The following is a 23,679-nucleotide window of genomic DNA, read 5'->3' as shown; positions in this document are numbered from 1 at the left end:
CTATCGTCGCGCCAGTTCGTGACGTACACATTGTTCGTAGTAGGTCTGCTTGACTGCGACCGGCTTGAGACGCGAGGCGCTGTTGTAGGTCTGCTCGGTAATGCCCAGGGCGGTCATGCGCATCCAGGGCCGGGGAAACTTGCGCACTTGCAGCTTCTTGCGCGCGCCGTACAGGCTGACGCCGGAAAGCTTCGACGCCTGCGCCCCTGCCGCGATATCCGAACCCCAGCGGCACACCGACTGCTGGTTTTGCGTCAGCGCCCTGGCCTGGGCCTCAAGCGAAACGGCGGCCAGGAGAAACGTCGCCACGACCCACATAGAAATACGCATAGGTTTGTCGCCCAACTTTCTGAAAGGAAAGAAGTTTGACCTTATGTAACTGAGCAAGGGGCCAGCACGGCTGTGCAATTTTTGTGGCTAGGGGATTATCTGTGGGAGCAAGGCTTGCCCGCGAAGCAGACGACTCGGTTCCCGATAGACCGTGCGAACTTCATCGCGGGCAAGCCTTGCTCCCACAGATCCCCTTGCCAATAGCAAGCTCCCTCGCCACGGTCATTGGCCCGCCTTCGCCTCCTGCAGCAGTTGCTGGATCACCTGCTCCTGCTCGCCATAGCGTCCTTCGCCAAAATGGCTGTAGCGCACCAGCCCCTTGGCATCGATGAAGTAATGAGCCGGCCAGTACTGATTGTTGAAAGCACGCCAGATCGCATACTGATTATCGATCGCCACCGGATAATGGATGTCCAGCTTGCGCACCTGCTCGCGCACGTTGTCGATGATTTTCTCGTAGCCGTACTCCGGGGTGTGGACACCGATCACCACCAGCCCGTCCTTTTCATACTTCTTCGCCCAACCGTTCACATAGGGCAAGGTGTGCTGGCAGTTGATGCAGTCGTAGGTCCAGAAGTCCACCAGCACCACCTTGCCCCTGAGTGATTCGCTGCTCAGCGGGGGCGAGTTCAGCCATTGCACCGCGCCGTCCAGCGCAGGCATGGCGCCCTGGGATTCGAGGGCCGGCATGGAACTTGCGCCGGCCTTGCTCACCACATAGTCGATGGCCTTGGGCACGTTCTCCAGCAGGCTTTTTTCCAAGCTGGCCGATTGTTGGGAGGAAGTCGCCGCCAACAAGCGGTCATCCGCCCCGGTACCAATTGCCACGGCCGCCAGCAATACCGCCACCCCTGTTCCCCGGCGCAGCCAGGTGGTGATCGGCAGCGAGAGTTTCAGGCGTCCGACCAGTCCACGCCCGGCCAGAATCAGCGTGCCCAGGGACAAGGCGCTGCCCAGGCCGTAGGCGAGCAACAGCAGGCTGGTTTGTGCGCTGGCGCCTTGCAGCATGGCCCCGGTCAGGATCACCCCGAGTATCGGTCCGGCGCACGGTGCCCAGAGCAGCCCGGTGGCGACCCCGACCAGCACTGAAGCCACAGGCCCGGCCATCCACCCGGCGCCGGCGTCCAGGCGATTGCCCAGGCTGACCAGCGGCCGCGCCAGCCAGGTGCCGACCCGACTGAAGATCAGCGACAAGGCAAACACCACCATCACCACCAAGGCCACTTGGCGGCCGACGCTGCTGGCACGCAGCACCCACTCGCTGCTGACCACCGCCAGGCTGGAGACCAGGGCAAACGTCAGCACCATGCCGCCAAGGGTCAGCAGCACCGAGCCACGGGAGCGATCGGCCCGGGCAAACAGAAACGGCACCACCGGAAGAATACAGGGGCTGAGGATCGTCAGGATCCCGCCGAGAAAAGCGATCAGAAGCATGGCAACACCTCAATGGTAGGTAGATAGACAGAACACACCCAATCGGGCAGCGCCTCTGTGGGAGCAAAGCTTGCTCGCGACGCAGACGCCTCGATTACTGGCAATCACCGCGTCATCGTTTATCGCGAGCAAGCTTTGCTCCCACAGGTTTACTGTCACAAGTTGGCTTCCACGGCGACTCAGTTACCGTCATTGCAGTTATCGGAAAACTTGCGGTAGTCCAACGCCTGCTTGTGGCCTGCCGAATCCAGGTAGGTCATCTGGGCGTTGACCACGCCGCAGGTCGGCTCGGCGTCTTCGCTAAGGGACAGCACCTTCTGGATGTCCAGGTGGGTGCCGTAGGTGTAGGCCTGCGCCTGCACGTTGCTTTCGGCCCGGGCCGACAGCGTGCAAATGTTCAGTGCAGCGAAAAGGCAGGCGGCGTAGATGGCTTTGCTGTTCATGGCGATTCCTCGATTCAATGGGTTTATCTGCCGAGGCCTGTTGTGTTGCCTCGATGGACGCCATTGAATGCCGCGCAGGTATCGCGCCTGTATCGAACCAGGTGGCTTTTTGCATCGCTGTGTATCCGTCGCGCGCCAGATACACTGCAATACAAACCGCCGCGAGCCGGGCCGGCCGGCGCCTGTAGACTGCTCACAACGAAACGCCGAGGAGCTGGACACCATGGATCATGTCGATCACGTGTTGATAGTGGATGACGATCGCGAGATCAGAGAGCTGGTTGGCAACTACCTGAAAAAGAACGGCCTGCGCACCACTGTCGTTGCCGATGGCCGGCAAATGCGCGCCTTCCTGGAAACCACCCCGGTGGACCTGATCGTGCTGGACATCATGATGCCCGGCGACGACGGACTGGTGCTGTGCCGGGAGCTGCGTGCCGGCAAGCACAAGGCCACGCCGGTATTGATGCTCACCGCGCGCAACGACGAAACCGACCGCATCATCGGACTGGAAATGGGCGCCGACGATTACCTGGTCAAACCCTTCGCCGCCCGGGAGCTGCTCGCGCGTATCAACGCCGTGCTGCGCCGCACTCGCATGCTGCCGCCCAACCTGGTGGTCACCGAAAGCGGTCGCCTGCTGGCGTTCGGGCGCTGGCGCCTGGACACCACCGCCCGCCACCTGCTGGACACCGACGGCACCATGGTTGCCTTGAGCGGCGCCGAATATCGTTTGTTGCGGGTATTCCTCGACCATCCGCAACGGGTGCTCAACCGCGACCAGTTGCTTAACCTCACCCAGGGCCGGGACGCCGACCTGTTCGATCGCTCCATCGACCTGCTGGTCAGCCGCCTGCGCCAGCGCCTGCTGGATGATGCCCGGGAGCCGGCCTACATCAAGACCGTGCGCAGCGAAGGCTACGTGTTCTCGCTGCCGGTGGAGATCCTCGAGGCCTCGGTATGAGCCTGCCGCTGCGCTGGCCGCGTACGCTGGCCTCGAGGCTGTCGCTGATCTTCCTGATTGGCCTGATCCTGGCCCAGGGGCTGTCCTTCGGCGTCCAGTACTACGAGCGCTACCAGAGCGCCAAGTCGACCATGCTCGGCAACCTGGAAACCGACGTCTCGACCTCCGTCGCCATTCTTGACCGTCTGCCTGCCACCGAACGCCAGGCCTGGCTGCCGAAACTCGCCCGGCGCAACTATGGCTACCTGCTCGACGAAGGCCAATCCGGGCAACCGATGGATCTTGCCGACGCGCCGATCTCGGTCAGTTCGATCCAGGAAGCCATCGGCCAGGCGTATGGCCTGACCTTCAAACAGATTCCCGGGCCGAAAATGCACTATCAGGCGCACCTGCGCCTGGGGGACGGCAGCCCGCTGACCATCGACGTACGCCCGGCGATGACACCCCTCTCCCCCTGGCTGCCAATGGTGTTGCTGGGGCAGTTGGCGCTGTTGATCGGCTGCACCTGGCTGGCCGTGCGCCTCGCCGTCGGCCCACTGACCCGGCTGGCCCAGGCGGTGGAAACCCTCGACCCTAACGCCCACAGCGTTCGCCTGGACGAGAAAGGCCCGACCGAAGTGGTGCATGCCGCCAAAGCGTTCAACGCCATGCAAGACCGCATCGCTGCCTACCTCAAGGAGCGCATGCAGTTGCTGGCAGCGATTTCCCACGACTTGCAGACCCCCATCACGCGCATGAAGCTGCGCGCTGAATTCATGGACGAGGGGATCGAAAGGGACAAGCTGTGGAGCGACTTGAGTGAAATGGAGCACCTGGTGCGTGAAGGCGTGGCTTATGCCCGCAGCATCCACGGCGCCACGGAGGCCAGTTGCCGGATCAGCCTGGATGCGTTCCTCGACAGCCTGGCGTTCGACTACCAGGACACGGGCAAGGACGTGCAATTGACCGGGAAAAACGCCGCGGTCATCGACACCCGTCCCCATGCCTTGCGGCGGGTGCTGGTCAATCTGGTGGACAATGCCCTGAAGTTCGGCGGCGCGGCGCAGATCCATGTGCAGATCGCCGACAACGGGCAATTGGCGATACAGATACTGGACCGTGGCCCCGGGATCAACGAGCAGGAACTGGCCGAGGTGCTCAAGCCGTTTTACCGGGTGGAAAGCTCGCGCAACCGGGAAACCGGCGGCACCGGCCTGGGCTTGGCCATCGCCCAGCAACTGGCGATCGCCATGGGCGGCTCACTGACCCTGAGCAACCGCGACGGCGGTGGTCTGTGCGCCGAGTTGCGGCTGGCATTCGCAAGCTGACATAGCCTCTGTGGGAGCGAGCTTGCTCGCGAAGACAGCTGCAAATTCAACACAAATATTGATGCCTTACCCAATCCCCCTGTGGGAGCGAGCTTGCTCGCGATAGCGGTGTATCTGCCAGCACCTGTTCAACTGACCTAACGCCATCGCGAGCAAGCTCGCTCCCACAGTGGCTGGGTATTGGATTTGGATGCGGGTTTGTATGCCAGTGTGTCTGCGGGTGATCGGCATACACAAACTTGCACAATCCTGCGTTGCGGACACACCCCGCTTACACCTGCTTGCAAGACTCCCCGGTGTTCCCGGCGGCTATCACGGCCGGGTCTCACCATCCACGGAGCCTTTACATGCCTACCGCAACTGCATCCCCCTTTCGTTATCAGGGCTGGTCGCTGTTCAGCCTGCTCGCCGCCCTGGTGCTGTTGATGACCGGGTTGATCCTGGTGCTCAACCCGGACCTGACCGAAGGCGTGCGCAGTGCCATTCGCGCCACGGCGCGTTCGTCTTTTATCTTGTTCCTGCTGGCCTTCACCGCCTCGGCATTCGCGGTGCTGGTGCCCTCGCCCCTGAGCCGGTCCCTGGTGCGCGAACGGCGCTTCATCGGGCTGGCCTTTGCGTTTTCCCATCTGGTCCATGCCGTGCTGATCTACAGCTACGGCCAGCTCAATCCCGAGTTCTGGCCCGGCCGCACCACCCTTGGCAACGTGCCTGGCACGGTGGGCTACGTGTTCATCCTGCTGCTGGCGCTGACCTCGTTCAAAAGCACCACGCGCCTGATCGGTTTCAAGGCCTGGAAGCGCCTGCATGTCACCGGCATGTGGGTGCTGGCGGCGATCTTTGCCTATTCCAACTTCAAACGCATCCCCATGAGCGCCTGGTATGTGCTGCCCTTCGGCCTGATCTGCGCCGCCACCGCCATCCGCCTGGTGGGCAAGCTGGCCCAGGCCACCCAGCGACGCCAACGACCGCAACACGCGACTGATCTGTAGGAGCTCGCACATAGCGCCTGCGCCGCAGCACCTTGGCGTTGAAAAAATCGAAACCTTGGACGGCAAGCACTGGTCAAGTCCTGTATGAACGTCAACCGCTGCACGTCGCGCCAAGCGACGGCGGCCTGAAGCGAGGGACAGGCATGAGCATGACCGTTGGTGATTTTCTGGTGGAACGTCTTTACGAATGGGGGGTTCGCCGTATCTATGGCTATCCGGGCGATGGCATCAACGGCGTCTTTGGCGCCTTGAACCGCGCCCAGGGAAAAATCCGCTTCATCCAGGCCCGCCACGAGGAAATGGCCGCATTCATGGCCTGCGCCCACGCCAAGTTTACCGGTGAGCTGGGCGTCTGCATCGCCACCTCCGGGCCCGGCGCGTCCCACTTGGTGACCGGCCTCTACGACGCGCGGATGGACCACATGCCAGTGCTCGCCATCAGCGGCCAACAGGCGCGCGCAGCGCTGGGCGGGCACTACCAGCAGGAGCTGGACCTGGTCAGCCTGTTCAAGGACGTGGCCGGGGCATTCGTGCAGCAAGCCAGTGTGCCCGCCCAGGTGCGCCACCTGCTGGACCGCGCCGTACGCACGGCGGTGGGCGAGCGCCGGGTCACGGCGCTGATCCTGCCAAACGATCTCCAGGACATGGAATACACCGCACCACGCCACAAGCACGGTACGGTTCACTCCGGCGTCGGTTACCGCAAACCCAGCGTCGTCCCCTACGAAGAGGACCTGCGCAAGGCCGCCGAGGTCCTCAATGCCGGCAAGAAAGTCGCCATCCTGGTCGGTGCCGGAGCGCTGCACGCCACCGACGAAGTGATCGCCATCGCCGAGAAGCTCGGCGCCGGCGTGGCCAAGGCGCTGCTGGGCAAGGCCGCCGTGCCGGATGACCTGCCCTGGGTCACGGGCACCATCGGCCTGCTCGGCACTGAGCCCAGCGACAACCTCATGGCCGGCTGCGACACCCTGCTGATGATCGGCTCCGGCTTCCCCTACGCAGAATTCCTCCCACCTGAAGGCCAGGCCCGGGGCGTACAGATCGACATTCAGGCGGACATGCTCAGCCTGCGTTACCCCATGGAAGTCAACCTGCACGGCGATAGCGTCGATACCTTGCGCGCCCTGCTGCCGCTGATCGAAGAAAAACCCGACCGCGCCTGGCGCAAGAAGATCGAGCATTGGCGCGAACGCTGGGAGCGGACCCTGGAAAAACGCGCCCGGGTCAGCGCCAAGCCGATCAATCCGCAGCGGGTCACCTTCGAACTGTCGCCGCGACTACCGGAGCACGCCATCATTACCTGCGATTCCGGCTCCTGCGCCAACTGGTACGCCCGGGACATCAAGATCCGCCGTGGCATGATGTGTTCGCTGTCCGGTGGCCTGGCGTCGATGGGCGCGGCCGTGCCCTATGCCATCGCGGCGAAGTTCTGCCATCCGCAGCGGCCGGTGATCGCCCTGGTGGGTGATGGCGCCATGCAGATGAACAACATGGCCGAGCTGATCACCGTCGCCAAATACTGGCGCACCTGGGCCAATGGCACCTGGATCTGCGCGGTGTTCAACAATCGGGATTTGAACCAGGTCACCTGGGAACAGCGGGTCATGGAGGGCGATCCGAAATTCGCCGCCTCCCAGGACATCCCCGACGTGCCCTACCACCTGTTCGCCGAATCCATTGGCTTGAAGGGCATCCTGGTGCTGCATGAGGACGACGTGGCCACGGCCTGGGAAACCGCGCTGGCGGCGGATCGCCCGGTGCTGATCGAGTTTCGCACCGACCCCGACGTGCCACCGCTGCCGCCGCACATCAAGCTGGAACAGGCGAAAAAGTTTGCCTCGACCCTGCTCCAGGGCGACCCGAACGAGCGAGGCATCGTGGTCGAAACCGCCAAGCAGGTATTGAGCAGCCTGCTGCCGGGCCAGCGCACGGATAAAGAGTGAGGCACGACGCGATGCCAACCATTGAGCTGCATCGTCGCTATGAACGATCCCTGCTCCTGGCTTTCTGCGTGGTGTGGGGGTGGCTGGCCATTGCGCCGATAAAACGCAGCGACTGGTTGGCGGAGAACCTGCTGGTCATCGCGTTATTGGTGGTCCTGGTGACCGTTCATCGGAGATTCAGCTTCTCCCGGCTGTCCGCGACGCTGTTGTTCGTGTTCCTTTGCATCCATGAAGTCGGCGCCCACTACACATATGCCAAGGTGCCTTACAACCAGTGGTGGCAGGCCCTGACGGGGGGCCAGTCGCTTGATCAGTTCATGGGTTTCCAGCGCAACCAGTTCGACCGGCTGGTGCACTTCAGCTACGGCCTGCTGCTGGCCTATCCGCTGCGCGAGGCCTTGCTTCGGGTTGCGCCAGCAACGGGGTTCAGGGGCTATTTCCTGGCCTGGAGCCTGATTCTTGCGTCGTCGGCGATTTATGAAATCATCGAATGGTTGGGCGGCGCCTACATCGGGGGCGATACCGCCAAGGCCTTTGTCGGTGCCCAACAGGACCCTTGGGATTCACAAAAGGACATGGCCCTGGCGGCGCTCGCCGCGTTCATGGCCCTGCTGGTCGCCGCCGGGGTCAGTTACCTGCGCCAGCGGGACTTCGCCCTCGAATGGACGTTGCGCTTCAAGGCCCGCACCTGATGCAGGCCCCCATGTCCGCCAGTTCCTGTGTGATCACGTCTAAGTAAATCAGCCCACCAGCCGATATAAGACAGGTGCGGATGAAATCGCTTTTTGGCTGATGACTTATTTTTATGATTGAAATTGCAGGCAATGACTCGACTGTCCTTTCCCCGGGTTCGCCAACCCGAAGTTTCACCCGTCGCACTTTTCCGGCCATCATGCTCCTGCTGTTTGTCATGTCTGCACTGGCGATCGCCGTGCTGCTCAACATCACCGGCGCCCAGGACCGCCGCGCCCGTGAACAGAGCCTGTTTTTCGCCCAGCGGGCCATCGAGGGGATCCGCAAAGGTATCGGACGGGACCTGAGCGACTACTCCAAGTGGAGCGACGCCTACCGGCACCTGCATGCCAGCGTGGACAAGGAATGGGCCTATGACCAGGAAAACGTCGGCAGCAGCGTGTTTTCGCTCTATGGCTACCAGGCGGTGTTTGTCATTTCGCCAACCGGCCAGACTGTCTATTCGGTGATCGATGGCCAGATGAGTGAGGTCGATGCCGATACCTGGCTGGCCGGCGACTTGCGAGCGCTGTTGAAAAAAGCCAGCGCCGCGGAAAATCACGAGGAAGTGGTGGTCGAGATGCTCCATCACGAGGACGCCCCTGCGTTTGTCGCCGCGTCCGCCATCACCGTCGGCACGGACAGCAGCGTGCCCGAAATCCCCGGCCCGCCCAGCCTGATGCTCTTCGTCAAGGTCCTTGATCCCGGAGCCCTGGAAAACCTGGCGCGGGACTTCGCCCTGCCCGATGCCCATATCGCCAGGACACCGGGCCCAGCCGATACCGCCCAGTTGCAGCTCGACGAGCTGACCCAGGAGGCCTTGGCCTGGCGACCGCAGACCCCGGGCCAGGACCTGCGCAAATTCCTCCTGCCGTTGCTGGCCGTGGCGTTACTGGTGCTGGGGATTCTGGCCCTGGCCGTTCTGCGCCATGCCTTGGCCATGCTCCGCGCCCAGGAACGCCAGTACGCCAGCCTGCTGGCCCACCGCAAAGCGCTGGAACGCAGTGAGGAACGTTTCCGCGACATTGCCGAAGTCTCATCCGACTGGTTGTGGGAGGTCGATTCGACCGGGACCCTGACCTATCTGTCGGAACGCTTCGACCAGGTGACCGGCTTCAGTCCCACGGAGTGGCTGGGCAAACCGCTGCACCGGCTGCTTCACCCCCATGGCGGCTCGATCTCGATTGCCCAATGGCTGCTCGGCGGGGCCAACAGCGTTTCCTCGGCGCCGCTACTGTGCGAGTACACCGCGCGCAACCAGCGCATCCGGACCTGCAAACTCTCGGTGCGGGCCATCGAAGCTGGCACCCTGGGTTTTCGCGGCACGGCCACCGATATCACCGACGAATTGCGGGCACTGGCCCAGATCAAGCACCTTTCCCTGCATGATCCACTGACCGGGTTGGCCAACCGCAACCGCTTGTTCGATTGCCTGCGCGAACACCTGGGCCGAGCCGATCGCCCGCCCCTGGCGCTGCTGAACCTGGACATGGACCGTTTCAAGCCGGTCAACGACTCCCTGGGCCATGCCGTGGGCGATAAAGTGCTCAAGGAAGTGGCGCATATCCTCCAGCAAAACGTCCGTGGCACCGATCTGGTGGCACGTCTGGGCGGTGATGAGTTTGTCATTGTCATGCCCGACCCGGGCGATGCCAGCGATCTCGATCAACTCTGTGCACGGCTGATCGATTGCATGCAACGGCCCATGCACCTGGACGGCAACACGCTGTACCTGGGGGTGAGCATCGGTGTCGCCTGGTCGCAGCCCGGTGACGAACGTGCCGATGAACTGCTGCGCCACGCCGACATCGCCTTGTATGCGGCCAAGGCAGCCGGCCGCAACACCTGGCGCGTGTACGTGGAAGCCATGGGCAACCTGGCCCGCGACCGGCGGCGATACGAACAGCAACTGCGCGACGCCATGCAACGGGATCAACTGGAACTGCGCTACTTGCCTCGCTTCGATGTGAGCGCCGAGCAACTGCACGGTTTCGAAGCCCAGACCTTCTGGCACCATCCCGAGAAAGGCGAACTGGGTGGGGCCGATTTCATACCGGTGGCCGAAACCTCGGGCCAGCTTGAAGAACTGGGCACCTGGATGCTGATCAACGTCTGTGAAGAGGCCGCCACCTGGCCGAGCGCCGTCAATGTTTCCATCGCGGTTTCACCCCGGTGGTTCAACAGCAGCTTCCTGCTCAACCAGGTGCAGGAAGCCCTCGAAACGAGCGGCCTGGCGCCCCACCGGCTGACCCTGGAAGTGGCCGAAGGTGTCCTGCTGGCCGACCACAAGACCGTGGCCAGCACCCTCCATGCGCTCAAGGACCTCGGCGTGCGGATCAACATCGACAAGTTCGGCACCAGCATCGCCTCCCTGCGCGAAGTACTGGACCAGCCGTTCGATGGCATCCGCTTCGATCGCAACATCCTCACGCAACTGGGCCTGGAGGATGACAAGGAGGGCGTCCTGGCGATGATCCGATTGAGCCGCAGCGTAGGGCTGATGGTCACCGCAGAAGGCATCGAGAACGCGCGGCAATTCAGCCAGCTGCGCAACGTGTCCTGCGACCATGTCCAAGGCCCCTACTTCGGCGCGGCCCTGGCCCGCTCGGAAATGGCCTCGTTCTTCACCACGCCGCGGTGGCTGTAACCCACCTCCCCACCGCTATCGCGAGCAAGCTCGCTCCCACAGGGTTCTGTGGGGTGTTCATGAGCTATGCGCACCGCTGGACCTATTGTGGGAGCGAGCTTGCTCGCGATGAGGCCAGCACAGCCAACCTCACTGCAAGCTCGGTCTCTTACAAACTCAACCGCCCCCGCTCCTCCTCAGTCAGCCGCTGACGGCTCTGTTCATCCAAAGGCCCTGCGCCCAGGACCTGCACCGGGCTGGCCGGGTCGTAGGCCCGAGGCGCTTCGCGGCTGGCGCCGTCGCGGGACGGGGCCAGTTGCTCGGAGCCAAAGCTCACCACCTGCACGGTAAACACCGACGCCTGGTTCTGCCGCGCCGCGTTCTGTTGCTGACGCGCCACGTCTTCAGCGGCCTGCGTAGCCGAAGACGCCGCCGAACTGGCCGAGGTAATGGCCCCGGTGTTCACCGAGGCCGCCAGCGGCACGCCGGTGGATTTGCCCTGGGTCTGGATGTTGGCTGCGTTCACCACGGTCAACGCCGCGATGTTGACGTTGCCCGACACCCGGATCCCCGCCTCGCCCGCATCGATGGTGCCCAACGGCGCGATCAGGTCGATATCCCCCGGCGCCACTTCGGCAATCGGGTTGAGGGTGGCAATACCGGCACCGGTACTCGGCACCGACGGCGACAGCGTCACGTTGCCCCAGGTGTCGTACAAGCGCTTGGGCGGCGTGTACACCACGGTGGTCTTCGAACCACGACCGGCGTTGATGTCGCCCTGGACCGACCAGCCGAGGATCGAGCCACCAAAGGTGGTCATGATCCGGCTCTGGCCCAGCAGGATGCTGTTCTGCGCATACAACTGGATATCGCCCTCGCCCTGGGTGATCACCCCGGCGGTGGACGGCGGCGCATTGCCCTCGATGCCGAATGTTTGCCCGCCGCCCGGGGTGAGCATTTGGATACTGCCGCCGAAATCGGTGTGCACACCCGCCCCGCCGAACATCGTGATGTCACCCTTGTAGGTGATCGCGTTGCCCGCCACATCCTTGCTTGGGAACAACAAGTCGATAGCCTCCCGCCCGCGCAGGTAGCTGCCCTGGCGCACGCCGCCGGCTTCGTTGTACTCCCGACCACCGGCCTTGAGCTCGGCAAAGTACACGTCGCGGGCAAACACCCGCTGCTGCTCCGCCGGCAGTGCCGCGAAGAAGTTGCGGGCCTGCTCGGTGTCGCCGCTGAAGCCGAAGCGTTCCTTGAGCCAATCCACCAGTTCCGCCTCGTAGGTCTTGGCGACCTTGCCGTCCTGGTTCGCCAGGGGCACACCGGCCAAAGCCTGGTTGGCCGGGTCCAGGTAGGCCTTGACGAAGCGCTCGTAATCCGCGCCATTGAGGCCCGCGCCGGCTTGCAGCACCAGGCTCGCCCCAGGACGCGAATCCCCTGGCACCACCGCGCCGATACTGGTGATGCTGACCTTGTCGTCCATCAGGATATTGCGCCCGGCGGTGATTTCAAGCAGGCCGGGGCCGGCGACGTTGAAGGTGCTGTAAAGGATGTCGCGCCCGGCTGACACGATGGAGATGTCGGTGGGGTTGTTGTGGATGAAGAGGTTGCCGGTGCTGGTGTAATTACCCACGTCGGAGTTCTCATTCAGAGACCCGCCCAGCGGTATGCCGCTGCTGACAATGTCTCGCCCAGCCATCATCCGTACAGGTCCGGCGCCTTCGTAGGCGATTCGCCCCGGCCATCTGCCCGTGGAGACTGATGTCATCGACCGTCCAGTGGCGACTGCCAGCAAGTCACCTTCAAGCGCATAGAAGCGAGCAGGATCGACATTGAGGGCCCATTCGCTGGAAGCGCTGCTGGTGTCGAAGGCAAACAGCGGCAATATGTTCGCATCAGGGCGAGCGAGGTTGCCATCGGCTGAGAGATTGCTGGCCTTTATGATGAAACCATCGACGATACCGACAAAGGCTGGTCGCAACGGCGTCGCCAAGGCAGTCGATGCGGCACCGGAGCGACTGACCGACATGTCGCCACCGTAGATGGAGTCGCCGGCCATGAATTGCAGCTCACTATTGATGCCGGGAGCTAGCAAAAGGGCCGGACGATTGTTGCCGTTATAACCTGTTCCATCCCATATCGAGGACTGGCCGTAGTAAAGACTGCCACTGGCTGCCACAGCTCTCAAAATCGATGGGTAGAGCAATGCCAGATCCGTCGGCGTAGCGCCAGTCACGGGCGTCAGGTTGCCTCCCGACGACCATAAATCAATCGCCGTATTGGCAGTCCACAATGTAAACCAGCTCTCGCCCGATCCATTGGTCACACCGTTTTTGAAGGGCGACACGCTCATCATCGGCGCCCGACCCGGGTCCGCAACGTCCGTCACCACCAGATCGCCTGAGGTGACCAGGTCGAACGTGGCATCACCCGGCATCAGGGTCAACCCGCCTGTTGGCTGACTGCGCGTGGCTCTAAAGGAATCGTACGCACGCGTTTCTCCGGAAGACTGTGCCGAAGCAACGTTGCCATACCGTAGGTCGATCCGACCGATGGAGCCGCTGTCGATCTGTGCATGACCGCGCAGGTTGATGACCGCACCGTTGAGGTGCCCGCCGGAGAACACGCTATTGGGATTCAAGGCGCCGCCTACACGCAGCTTGAGGTCACCACCGCCGGTCAATTGCAGACTCCCATCGGCACCTACGCGCCCGGTGCTGCCCACAGCCAGCACTAGCCCTTGGCTGCGGCTGTTGCTGATCGGCACAAGACGACTCCCTGCCATTTGATCGAGCACCCCCGCATCGCCGGCGACCTGAACATTCAAGTTACCGCCGCCCAGAGTACCGAACCCCGTAAACCCGACCATCAAATCAGCCTTGCCGTCCTTCGCAGCGGTGTAACTGCCAAAATTGATCCACCAAGCAGGGGGTTGGAACTGCGAGCCGGTAGCGATCGAACCGCTGCCCTGGCGCCACAGCCAATTGCCGACGTTCACCGTATCGTAACCAACGTCTCCCCCATTGGGCCGCCCTAAATTCGTACTCGAGACATCCAGGCTATTACCGGTCAGATTGCCGCCAACTTTCAGAGTCAGGTTGCCGCCAAAGTCAGGGTACCAGGCGCGGTAAAGACTATTCGTACCGCCATCCACGAACTGTTCGTTTTCACCCAGTGCATCATTGAGTACCTTGCCCCCCGCCCCACGCGCCTTGGGTTGGTTGTACGGGTCTTTGGCGTAAGTTTGGCTAGCTGAACTGCCAGCGGTGTAGACGCCATACAGCGAGTCCATTTTCAGATCGCCTGCAGACAGCAGCTCAAGGTCTGCCGCTGCGGTGCGGATCACACTCCAACGTTGGCTGCCTGCCTTGTATTCCGTTTGCCCAACAGCTTTGCAAAACGACGGGGTGTCGTCACACATCCCAGGATAGGCAAGGTTTTCGAAATCAATCGGTTGACCCACGAGGTCTGGAAGCCCATAGTTTTCCGCCCCTTCCTCCGTCCAGACAAAGCCGCTACTGGCTTTGCAAAACGACGGGGTATCCTCACACATCCCTGGATAGGCAACGTTCTCAAAATCAATGAATTTGCCTGCCAGACTCGGATCTCCGAAGTTTTCCGCCCCTTCCTCAGTCCACACCAACCCCCCAGCCCCAGCCTTACCAAACATTCCGTAGTGACTGTCAGCCAAATGCAGATCACCACCCGCCAGCACCGGCCGCACGACCCGACTGTCCGCCGCCTGCGTATCGGCACCGGCCACCAGTCGCAATGACCAGGACTGCGATCCCTCGGCCAGCATCGGCGCGATGGCCCAGTTGCTCCCCGCCACTTCCGGACGCAACTGCACCGACTCGACACCGGTCGGCAACTTGATGTCGGTACCTGAAGGAATTTTCGAACCCACACTCAGTGCCAGGGCGCTGCTGAGACGCAGCACATTGGTCAAGCTGTTACTCGCGCCTTCAATGTCTGGCAACGCAACGCCTTTGGGCCAGATCAGGTTGCCTATCGTTGTGCTGCTGCCCAGCAGGCTACCCGCCCCCAGCACCGTGCCCGCCTCCAGGGTTTTGGTCGAAGCCAACAACGTGCCGGCCGCGAACAACAGATTGCCCTGTGCGTCATGCACCGCCGCGGCCAGCACCGTGCCGGCCGGCAGCACCATTGGCTGTTTCAGCGTGGCGGCGACCGGCAACCGCGTTCCCGCAGCCAGGGTCGCGCCCTTGAGCGGCACGTCGAAGTTGAGCACCGAGCCGGCCGGGAACGCCGTGTCCACCTCCAGGGTCACGCCAGTGCCGGGCACGACAATATCGCCCGCCGCAAAATCAATGCCTGGCAACAGCACCCAGCCCTTGTCATCGTTGCTGGCGGGCGGCTGGGCAAAACCGTCGGTGATGCTGCCGTAGATGTTCAGGTCACCGCCAGCGCGCAGCGTCAGGCTGGCGGATTCGCCGGAGCCGTAGACGTTTTCATCCAGGACGTTATGCGGATTGAGGCTCGCATAGCGATAGCGCGACAGGTCCAGATCCCCCTGGACCACCAGATCGCCATCGGCCGTCGCACTCACCACCTCCACACCGGGGCGCAGATGGAACACGTCGCGATAACGGCTGTTGTTCAGCCCGGCGAGTTTGCGCTGCAACAGATCGTTGTTGGCGTGGGCGTTGGTGATAAAGGCGGTGTTGTCTGGATCCACCACATCCTTCAGCCATGTCTGATTGATGACCTGATAAGGCTTGCCGCTGGCCGCCGGCACGTTAACCAGCGGCGCGTCGCTGTATTGCCATGTGGCAACCACCGCAATCGAGCGGGCGCCGAGTACATCCACGGGACCACTGGCATCGATCGCCACATCGCCCCCCGACACGCCACCCAGTCGTGGCGCGCTGAGTTGCAACGTCCCGCGAGGCCGACCGTCGCTCATGCCGGACGCACTGCCCAGCGCGACCTCGGTACCGTGGCGCAAATCGATACGCGCGCCGTTGCCCAGGGTCAGGAGCCCTTCCCTGGCGGTCAAGTCAATGATGGCGCGGTTCGGCGAGTCGATGATCTTGCCGTAGCTGTCCACCCGCAGGCGCCGACCATGGGCGTCAAGCACGGCACCGCTGCCCAGGGTCAGGCCATTTTTTGCAGCCAGGTAAATGCTGCCAACCCGCTCGCTGCTGGCGTCCACCGTGCCGTTGACCAGCAGGCTGCCGTTGTCCAGGGACACGTCAATGGACGAGGCCTTGAGTTCATTGCCGATCACCAAGTGGCCCTGCTTGAGCTGGAAGCTGCGGGAGCCGAATACTTGGCCGTCGTTCAAGCGTTGGTTCAACGCGGCGAACTGCTCGCTGAGACTGCCATTGCCACCCAGGCGCTGGGCCTGGATCTCCACGCCCCCGGCCAGGTACGGCATGAGCGTGCCACCGGCATCGTATTCACCGCTGCTGCTGGCGAGGATTCGTCCTTGCAGGTCGACAACCCCGGCCGTACTGCCCAAGGCCACGGCGCTGAGCTGCCCGGCCTGGTTGTGGCGCGCCGAAAGATCAATGCTGGAGCCAGCCGCCTGGCGGATGTTGCCGTTTTGGCTTTTCAGGATGACTTCACCACCGGCGCTGTAGCGGGTGACGTCGTTGAAAGTCACCGTGCGGCCTGCCACATCGATCAGCGACCCGTCGGCCAGGCTCAGCTCATCCGTCGCGCTAAGGGTCAGTTTGCCGCTGGGCAACACCACCGCGCTGGCCAGGTTGAGGCTCGCGCCCTTGAGGGACAATTCGCCGCCAAGCCCCGAAACGGTGCCCGGCTTGGCGGTTGTGCCTGCCACGTTGAGTGCGCCGCCTGCGGTGATGCGGTTGATCGAACCGGCTTCACCGGTGAGCAACGGAGTGAGAATGTTCAGGTTGCCACCGCTGTAGGCGTAGCCCGTTTTAGCGTCATAGGCGCCCTGGCTCTGATACACCGCCAGGCTGCCCTTGTGATTGGCGGTCACGCGTTCGCTGGCGCTGAGATTGACGTTGGCGAAGCCCAGCGCCAGTCGGTCCAGGGTGGTGATCGAGCTCGGTTGGGCGAACTCGCCATAGCCGAACTCGATACGCTGGGCCTGGATGTCCAGGCGACCGGCGCCTGTGCCGGCCCCACCGGCAATCACCGAACCCGGCGCACCGACTGCGCCGTTCCAGATCAGGTTGCTGGTGCGCAGGGTCGCCACATCACTGGCGGTGCCGGAGCCATAGATGCCCGGGGTACTGAGCATCAGGTTGTTCAGGCGCGACTTGCCTGTGGCTGAGTCATAGGTGTCGAGGCTGACGGTGCCATAGAAGTTCAGCGCCTGGCTGGCTGACAGTTCGAGGGTTTCCAGGGCCGGGGCACCGTATTCGGTGTCTCCGCGCAGCAGGCGATCGAGCACGGTCTGGCTCAGGGTGAGGCCGGCCGGCAAGACCTGCCGCGTCGCCGCGTCGCCCAATGCCTGAGTGGTGCCGACGTTGATGTTGCTAAGGGCCAGGGTCAGGTGCCGGGTGCCGTAGCGAACCTGGTCGTTCAGCTCCAGGCTGCTGCCGGAGGCGGCAACGATGCTGCCTTCGGAATGGATCCGGGTCACGCCGCTGCAAGGTGTCAGGCTGCATCCGCCAATGTTGACCGTGCCTGTGGTGCCTGATACTGGGGCCAGGATATTGAGCAAGCCATTGGAGGCAGCAAGCGAGCTGTAGTTCTGGTTCCTCACATTGAAGTTATAGATAAAACCATCGCGCGCGTCGTAAGCGGCCTTGCCCCGCCCGATGGTATTGATGGCGGCGCCCTGTTCCACCAGCAACTCGCCACCATCGGCCAGGAGGAATACCTCAGGCGCCGACAGCGTCGCACCTTCACGCAGCGCAACACTGCGCGACACCCGTTGCGGCGTGATGTAATTACCACCTTGGCCATAAAGCACCGAAAACTGGCCGCCGATCACTTGGCGTGAAGCATTCAACGCGTTCAGGCTTTCAGCATTGAGCGTCATACCCTCGAAGCCGGGCGTAACCCCGCGTCCTTCGGCGACCACCTCCAGGGCTGTGCCATTGCTGGCAACCACTGCGACGGTGCCACCGAACCCTCCGGTCTGGGGCGCGAACTTGCCGATGCCCTTGAAGGAAAAGGCTTGGTCTCCAGCGCCCTCTGCCAGATTCAACTTCAACGTCTTGGCATCGACTGGCAGGAGGGCCCTGGGAACACCCAAGCGCGCGGCGTCGGCCACGGCGAACTGGGCGTAGCTGGTTTCGTTATATTGCGAGTAGCGACGCAGCACGTCGCCCGACGTCAGGATGAGTTGGCTGGACATGCTGTTGCGCTGCCCGGTATTGGCCACCGACAGCACGCCGGCGGTGGTCCAGGAACCGTTGCGCATCTGTTGCGCGCTTGAAGTGGAGCCTTGCCCCGCCAAACCGTTGACCTCGACCCGGAACGCCCCCGGCAGCAAGGCATAGGTGGACGGCATCAGGGTGTAGGTGCCGGCCGCCAGCCCGGGCACACCGGCACCGATGGTGATTTGCTGCCCTACCCTCGGATCCACCGCACCGCCTTCGGCAGCGACCGGCGCATACTGGCTCTGGTTGCCCGGCACGATGGCGTAGACCGGATTGCTGGACAGTCCCGGCAAGGTGAAACCGCCATTGGCGCCGATTTGCACCAGCGGGTTGAAACGCGCATCGGTGGAACCGCCTCGGCCAGAGATAAAACCGGCGCCAAGCAGTTCACCGCCACCCGAGAGATCGAGCACCGAGCCTTCCTGGGCCGCCACTGACTTGCCGCCGAGAATCACGCCGATATTCAGGTCACCATACTCGGAGAGCACCGCGCCTTGCCCTAGCAACACGACCTTCTTGCCAGCGTACGTATAATTTTGACCATCGATGGTGCCGCCATACGGCAGGACCAGGCCCAGGCCACTGACCGAAGTCAGGCTGCCCGGTAACAGCTCCACTCGATCAGTGGTACCTAAGCCATCGTTTATGCCGACTTCAATCAACCCCAACGGTGCTCGTACCACCCCGCCCTGCTCAATCTTCGCACTACCCAGTTGCAAGCGGCCAAATGCCGAATAAGGCACTGCAGGTGTGACCTGGGTAGTACGCTCAATGACCAGACTGCGCGCGGGATCGAAAACCGGGGCGCCGGGGCGCATATATCCCGCCAAAACCCGAGCCCCTACGCCGGTCGCCGGGTACAACTGCGCCGCTTGCAGGATCATGTCCGAGGGGGTCAGCAATTGGGTGGTAAAGCCCGTAGGCAATCCGTCACTGGATAACCCTGCCAGGAATCGCAAATCACCCCGGCTGCGTAGCTGAACCCGGTCGAAACCGGCGCGTTCCAGCGCGACGGCACCGCCGTCGGCCTGCCTCACCGTGCCTTTGCTACTGAACATCACGCTACCCTGAACATCCAGCAGGTCCGCATTGACGGAAAATACCGCCTTGTTCGTCAATAGCGACACCCCGCCGCCATCGACCACTGGCCGGGTATAGGGGTCAAAACTCGGTCGAGTGGTCGACAGCCCCGTCGCTAGTGCCAGCAACACATGGGGGGCATTGAGCTCGACCCGGGTATTGGCTGGCGCGGTTGCGCTCAATCCAAAGCTGCGGGCGTACAGGTTCAGGCTTTGACCGAGGGACATCGACAGGTCGCCATCGACGCTCATCAGGCCGTTGCTTAACAGGGACAGGCTATCGAAACCACCGGCCTGGACCTGATCGACACCTAGCCGCCCGTGACCATAGACCAGCGAATCCGCCGAGGTTTCAGCCGTATCGCTCAGTGGGCTGGCCTGGGCAGCGCGCGCCAGCACCAGTTCACGCACCTTCAACACCCGATCATTGACCGCACTCTTGAAGTAATAGGGCGTTTCCAGCGCTACCGACAAACTACCCCCCGCGGCCCCTGCTCCACCCGAACGGGCGCTGAACGAACCGTCCAGGTACAGGCCATTGGCCGACGCCAGGGAAATGCTGCCGCCATTGCTCGCCACCGACGTACGCCCCTGGCCGGGGATATCCAGCACGGCCTGGCTGCCATCCGCTTGCAAACGCGCACCGTCGCGCACCACCACAAACAATTCGGACGCCGAAGTCGATCCTTTCGCGGCATCGATCTGGCCGCCGATGACAATCTGCCCGCCGTCGTGCACCAGGCCGTAGGCCTGACCGCGCATGTCCCGAGCTGTTATGGCCCGGCTCGATACATCGATCAGTGATTGTTCACCCAGCCATATGGAACGACCGTGGCCCTGGGCATTGACTTGATCGCGGACCGTATCGCCGACGCTCAACTCGGTGAGACTGACCCTACCGCCCCAGGCGTTGAGGGTGCCGTTGGCAGTCAACTGACCGATGCTGCGCACATCGATGCCCTGGCCCGGATCGACGCTGATCACGCTACCCTCGCCCAGGTTCAACACCGTGCTCGCCATGTCGGCGGCGCTGGAGTTCGCAGTACCGGCAGTGAGGCTCAGGCTCGCGCCGCGACGCTGGGTCAGGACGCCTTTGATCGCATCTTCCTGGTACAGCTGCGGCGTCCAGCGCTGCAACGCATCAGCCGCTTCTGCGCCGCTGCCGGTGCTCAACGCCTGCTCGCCAAAGCGGTACACCGGCATCGTCACATCGACCCGGGTCCCATCGACCACGGTCAGACCTTCGTTACCGGTGATGTCATAGGCCGAGAAACCCTTGTCGAAGAAATCGCCACTCAGTTGCAAGGTGCCCGGTTCAAGCGGCGAGCCGCTGTCGCCGATCAGCACTTTATTGGCCGCCAGCTTCAAGGTCCCGCCACCGCTCACGCCGGTGCCGCGCAGTTCACCGTCCAGGTTCAAGTCGCCGCTGCTTGACGACGTATTGATAGCCGCCGTCAGGGTCAGGTCCCCGCCCTTAGCGCCGCGGGTCTTGCCATCGGCCATGACCGCGGCGCCGGAGCTGACGTCGATCAGGCTGCCCTGGCGCACATCGATATTGTCGCTGCGCACGACCACGGCACCGCCGTTGATAAACGGCAGGTTCTGACGGTCGTTGCCGTCAAGCAACAGATTGCTCCAGCGGCCAGCGGTGTTCAACGTCACGCCCTCGCCCAACGTGACCACAGCACGCTGACCTGCGGCGGGCGAAAGCACGACATCGCCCATCTGGAAATTATCGGTTCTGACCTGTTTAAGCACGTTACCCAAGGCAATGCGACCACTGCGGGCCGTCAGGTCGGCGTTCACTTCGACCTGCGGTGCATAAAGCGTGATGTCGCCGCCATCGGCCACTTTTAGCGTGCCATCGACTTTGATGCCTTCTGCCGCCGCCACCTTGACCGCACCGAGCTGGAAGCCGTTGAGCAGATCGTTATCCAGAACCAGTTTGCCTTGCCGATCGGTGTCGACCACCGAGGTCAGGTCCAGCCCCGCAGCAATTTTCTCGGTCACCTTGCCGACGGTGACCTGATCAAGCGTGGGGTTCAAGGCGCTGTTGATCACACCGCTGGCCTTGTCATAGATCGGCGTGTAGCTACCCACCCACAATTGCGCCCGTCGGGCCACGGCGTTTTGCGATTGCTGGTAGCCATCGAGGTTGAGGTTCGGCGCCTGGGTCTGGCGTTCGCCCTGATAGACCTCACCAACGATCTGGCCTTCCAGCACCGCGTTGCGGGTCGACACCACCAGCTTGCCGGCATCACGACCGACGGTGTAGCCAGCTTCAAAGCGCTGTCGTGGGGCGATCAGCGGGTTGTAGTAGTAATCAGTCTGGCCCCAGCGCTGGCTGTGGTCTTCGTAGCCCTTGTAAATCCCGGTGTAGAGGATGTCCCCCGGCGCCTTGGACAAGTCATACAAACGCCCATTGGGGCCCTTGAGCCAGGACTGGCGTAAGTAGCCGCTCTGCACATCCAAAGTGCCGCCGGACAGGTTCAGTTGCGCTGCCTGTTGGGTCACCACGTCGTTGCCGGTGAACGTCAGGGTGCCACCTTGAGCAGCCCATTCACCGGCGCTGTGGCCTCGGGTCCCCAAATAACCGCCCACTTCCAACAGCCCGCCCGCCGTGTACCAACGGTCGGTGGCGTAGCCGTTGGTGCCCGCCGGCACGTAGATCAAGTCACGCACGTCCACCCACACATCATTGTTGGTCAGCTTGCCGCCCTCGCGGTTGACCGGTGCGTCGCGCTGTTCGTTGCCCTGGACGTTGACCTTGATGGAGTTGGATTCCATCGCCACCTTGACGCCGATGGCGCCGGACACATCGATCACCGCACCATCACGCACCAGGCTGCGCCCGGCAGCGCTGACCGCGACCTGGCCGCCGGTGGCCAGAGTGATGGAACCATTCTGGAAGTCGACGCTGCCGCCGCTGACAATCTCGACCCGGGACTGGTCGCTGCGGTCCACCACACTGCTGAGGTTGTTGAACTGGCCGGTGATCAGGTTGTTCGGCGTGCCATCCAAGCCGGCCGGTCCGGCATTGCGCTGGCTGTCCAGGGCACTGCCGCCGGCAGCATCGAGCAACACCGCCGTGGCGCTGCCCTGCCCCAGGATCACGCTGCCGCTGCTGTCGCTCGAGGCGTTGAGCAGGTGCACGGTGCCGCGGATGTCCACTGAACTGCTCGCCACCGCCACGCCGTTCTGCTGCACAGTGTGCCCGGTGAGGGTGACGTCGCCGGTGCTGGCCTGGATCAGGCCGCTGTTGATCACCGTGCCGGCGCTGCTGCCCGGTTTGAGGGAGGTCGCGACCTCGTTGCCACGGGTGGTGGAACGCAGGTTGCCGCTGGTGCCCTGGCCGCGCCGGATGTAGAAGCTGTCGCCTGCCGCCAGGGTGGTCTGGCCCTTGGCGGTGATGATGGAGCCAGCGTTCTCCACTTCGCTACCCAGCAGCAAGGCATAGCCGCCCCCGGCCGTGGAAGTGGCGGCACGGTGGGTTTGGATCAACGCGCCCTGCTGCACTTCGATCTTGCCCGCTGCGTCGGTGAAAGTCGGTTGGCTGCCGGTGGCATCGACATACAAGCCGCGCTTGCTGAATTGTTCATCGCTGATGTTGGCCGCCACCGCCGCCAGGTTACGCACGTTGACCTGGCTGCTGCCGCTGAAAATGATGCCGTTGCGGTTGACCAGCATCACCGTGCCGTTGCCCTTGATCTGGCCCTGGATCTGGCTCGGTCGCGCCTGGGGGTCGTTGACCCGGTTGAGCACAGCCCAGTCCGACTGCTGCTGGAAATCCACCGTGGTATTGCGCCCGACGTTGAAGGTTTCCCAGTTGAGAATCGCCTTGTCGGCGGTCTGCTCGATCTTCACCGTGGTCTTGCCACCGGTCTGGGTCTGCTGCGGTCCCTTGGCGTTGAGCCAGCCCTGGGTCAGGCTGTTATCGACCTTGAGCCCACCCTCGCCCAAGCCGTCGGGCACAACCTGTACCTGCCCGAGCGCGGCTTGCCGCCCCGCTGCCTGGGCCGCCTGCTGGGCGGCGATGGCGGCTACGGTGTTGTTGAGGTTGGTCAGCGAACGCTGCAACTGCGCATTGGCCCGTTGCTGCTGCGCCAGGGGCGGCGGCATGCCTGGTTGCGCGGTCGTAGGCCGCGCCGCGCCACCGGCCTGGGACGCGCCCTTGGCGGCAAACCAGGCCGAACTGAACGCCGTCGCTGCGTGGGCATTGCCGGCCACCATCAGCAGGGCAATGGCCTGGGCCAGCGGCTTGAGCCGCAACATCGACAACTCGCCATCGCGACGTGGAGCATTCAGGTTCGTCTGGGGTTTGCAGCGCAGCATCCTACTCATCCTTTCGGGTTCGCTCTAAGGGGCGCAACGCAGTGCTATCAAGCTGCCAGCGTTGGTTATAGGGGATAGGCGGTTACAGCCGCTCGGGACCGAACGGATGTCATGAAAATTTCATGTGGCTGTGTTGGTACGGCTGTGACGCAAAAAATCAGCAACGGCTTTCGCC

10 protein-coding genes are annotated in these 23,679 nt (G+C 63.0%); 6 read left to right on the top strand and 4 right to left on the bottom strand.

The window, feature by feature from the left end:
* From F7R20_RS27950 to F7R20_RS27940, 3 genes are all read right to left on the bottom strand, one after another.
* Entirely contained in the window at nt 1-330 is a 330-nt protein-coding gene (locus F7R20_RS27950; protein ID WP_027911912.1) for a hypothetical protein, read from the bottom strand.
* 222 nt (nt 331-552) lie between these two features.
* Nucleotides 553-1,764: a cytochrome c biogenesis protein DipZ gene (locus tag F7R20_RS27945; protein ID WP_003202585.1), complete on the bottom strand. Its 1,212-nt coding sequence runs from the start codon at nt 1,762-1,764 to the stop codon at nt 553-555.
* 179 nt (nt 1,765-1,943) lie between these two features.
* The gene (locus tag F7R20_RS27940) at nt 1,944-2,207 is read right to left on the bottom strand and encodes a DUF2790 domain-containing protein (protein WP_003202587.1); all 264 of its coding nucleotides are present in this window, start codon (nt 2,205-2,207) and stop codon (nt 1,944-1,946) included.
* Nucleotides 2,208-2,430: 223 nt separating this feature from the next.
* On the opposite strand from F7R20_RS27940, the gene F7R20_RS27935 reads away from it, so the two are divergent.
* The 6 genes from F7R20_RS27935 (at nt 2,431) to F7R20_RS27910 (ending at nt 10,789) form a co-directional block, all read left to right on the top strand.
* Nucleotides 2,431-3,171 (top strand): response regulator, encoded by a 741-nt coding sequence (locus tag F7R20_RS27935; RefSeq protein ID WP_003202589.1) that lies wholly within the window; start codon nt 2,431-2,433, stop codon nt 3,169-3,171.
* On the top strand, nt 3,168-4,478 hold the full coding sequence (locus tag F7R20_RS27930; protein ID WP_003202591.1) for an ATP-binding protein: 1,311 nt from the start codon (nt 3,168-3,170) through the stop codon (nt 4,476-4,478). The genes F7R20_RS27935 and F7R20_RS27930 overlap by 4 nt, the downstream gene beginning before the upstream one ends.
* 347 nt (nt 4,479-4,825) lie before the next feature.
* Nucleotides 4,826-5,467 carry a ferric reductase-like transmembrane domain-containing protein gene (locus F7R20_RS27925; protein WP_003202593.1) on the top strand — a complete coding sequence of 214 codons (642 nt, stop codon included), beginning with the start codon at nt 4,826-4,828 and terminating at the stop codon, nt 5,465-5,467.
* Nucleotides 5,468-5,610: 143 nt separating this feature from the next.
* Nucleotides 5,611-7,410 carry a thiamine pyrophosphate-requiring protein gene (locus F7R20_RS27920; protein WP_003202595.1) on the top strand — a complete coding sequence of 600 codons (1,800 nt, stop codon included), beginning with the start codon at nt 5,611-5,613 and terminating at the stop codon, nt 7,408-7,410.
* An 11-nt stretch (nt 7,411-7,421) separates the two neighbouring features.
* Nucleotides 7,422-8,102, top strand: a complete 681-nt coding sequence (locus tag F7R20_RS27915) for a DUF2238 domain-containing protein (RefSeq protein WP_003202596.1) — start codon at nt 7,422-7,424, stop codon at nt 8,100-8,102.
* A 113-nt stretch (nt 8,103-8,215) separates the two neighbouring features.
* Nucleotides 8,216-10,789 (top strand): bifunctional diguanylate cyclase/phosphodiesterase, encoded by a 2,574-nt coding sequence (locus F7R20_RS27910; RefSeq protein ID WP_003202598.1) that lies wholly within the window; start codon nt 8,216-8,218, stop codon nt 10,787-10,789.
* 148 nt (nt 10,790-10,937) lie between these two features.
* Here F7R20_RS27910 and F7R20_RS27905 read toward each other — a convergent pair whose 3' ends face one another.
* The gene (locus tag F7R20_RS27905; RefSeq protein ID WP_003202600.1) at nt 10,938-23,504 is read right to left on the bottom strand and encodes a filamentous hemagglutinin family protein; all 12,567 of its coding nucleotides are present in this window, start codon (nt 23,502-23,504) and stop codon (nt 10,938-10,940) included.
* Nucleotides 23,505-23,679 lie beyond the last annotated feature (175 nt).

The organism is Pseudomonas brassicacearum subsp. brassicacearum, from assembly GCF_008801605.1.
GTDB lineage: Bacteria > Pseudomonadota > Gammaproteobacteria > Pseudomonadales > Pseudomonadaceae > Aquipseudomonas > Aquipseudomonas brassicacearum.
The sequence above is the reverse complement of the archived record's forward strand: the minus strand, read 5'-3'. Positions and strand labels throughout refer to the sequence as shown.